This is a genomic window from Micromonospora sp. H61, from assembly GCF_018070325.1.
Lineage (GTDB): Bacteria > Actinomycetota > Actinomycetes > Mycobacteriales > Micromonosporaceae > Micromonospora > Micromonospora salmantinae.
Genome location: NZ_JAGPXY010000208.1, coordinates 1 through 1,603, shown reverse-complemented (window position 1 = coordinate 1,603; position 1,603 = coordinate 1). Strand labels below are relative to the sequence as shown.

Annotated in this window: 1 protein-coding gene; it reads left to right on the top strand. The window is 71.4% G+C overall.

The window, feature by feature from the left end; genetic code table 11:
* Nucleotides 1-405 precede the first annotated feature (405 nt).
* A partial coding sequence (locus KBX08_RS33175) for an Hsp70 family protein (RefSeq protein WP_247670471.1) occupies nt 406-1,603 on the top strand: 1,198 nt, incomplete at its 3' end.

Below are 1,603 nucleotides of genomic sequence, written 5' to 3'. Positions count from 1 at the left end.
GGGTTCGAGGGCTTCACGGTTCCATCCAATGCGTGTTGGTGTCGTTGGCAAGAGGCGCGCAGGCGGGAGACGGCCTCACCACGCGGATTCCTCGAGGAGGTTCGTCGGCGGTTCGGCGGACGGTGACGCTGGTGTGGCTTCGGCTGGCCTCTGCTGGCCGTGAGTGATTGACAGGTGACGTGAATGTGATCCTCATGTTTGACTATGGACATGGGGTCGGGGGAAGCGCGGTTGTCGATCGACTGTGGCAGCGCCGGCACCCAAGCCGTCCTGGCGTGGGCCGACGGCAGCGCGCACGTGCTGTCATTCGACGGGAATCCACCCCTACACAGCGCGTCGTCGATGCCAGCGAACGGACAGGCGGCGGGGCAGCCCCCAGCGTCCATTCCGCACCCGCGCCATCCGATGGAGGACGCGACAACAGGTGACGCTGGCGGCGACGCGCTGGAGATCGCGGCGGCGCCGCTGCGCAGGGTCGCCGCCGAAGCCGAGCGGGTCGTCGGTCAGCCGGTGCGGGATGTGCGGGTGGTAGTCCCGGCGGGGTGGGGGCCACGGCGGCGGACCTGGATGCGGCAGGTCGCGCACCGGGCGGGGTTGCCGCAACCGCGTCTGGTGGAGGCCCCGGTGGCGGTCGCCGAGTACCTGCTCACCACTGGTGTAAGGGTGCCAGTCGGTGCGTTCCTTGTCATCTGTGACGTCGGCGCTGGCGCCGAGGTGACGGTGCTGCGCCGCGGGCCGGCCGGCTTCGAGGTCCTCGCGACCCTCGCCGACACCGCGGCTGGCGGCACGGCAGTCGATCACGCGCTCGCCGACGCCCTCATCGGCGCGTCAACGGGAGAGGCCCAGGGCGCGTCGCGCGCGTCGGTGGCGCACAGCGTTCGGGTCGCCAAGGAAGCGTTGGTGAGCCATCCGGCTGTCACGGTTCCGCTCCCGGACCGGCCGCCGGTAGTCGCGAACAGCGCGATGCTCGACGAGGCCGCCCGGCCGGTAGCGTGGCGCGTGGCGCAGTTGACCCAGGAGACAGTCGCCGCCGCCGAACTCACGGTCGGCGACCTCGCCGGTATCTACTGTGTGGGCGGCAGCGCCCAGCTACCGCACCTAGCGGCGGCGATCGCCGAGCACACAGGCGCCGCACCCATAGTCGTGCCCGAGCCGGCGCTGGTCGCGGCCAGGGGCGCAGCGGACGTCGGCGCCGTCGATACCGCAACGGTCGAGCGGGTGGAGGTGCCGGTGCCGCCCGTGCGCCGAGCGGCGGCGATCGCGGTACCCGGCTTCGCGTCGCTGGCCCTGATCTGGCAGTGCCTCCTGACCGCGGAGGAGCATGGGGTGCTCGGTGTGTACTACTCGGTGAGTGTGAACTGGGGCGAGTTCACGATGGCGGCCGTGATGGCTCTGCTGGCGTGCCGGGCCGCGGGCACGGTCCTCGGTTCGCTGATCGCCGCCCGCAGTTCCACCCCCGGCACCCGAACGGAAGGGGGAAGGGTCAGCGTCGGGATCCTCGCCGCGGTGTCCCTCGGCGCGGCGATCGCTGGCCTGTACGCGGTGGTCACCAGCCAATACTTCGGTATGCCGGTCGGCCCGTACCTGAAGTGGGCGCTGTGGC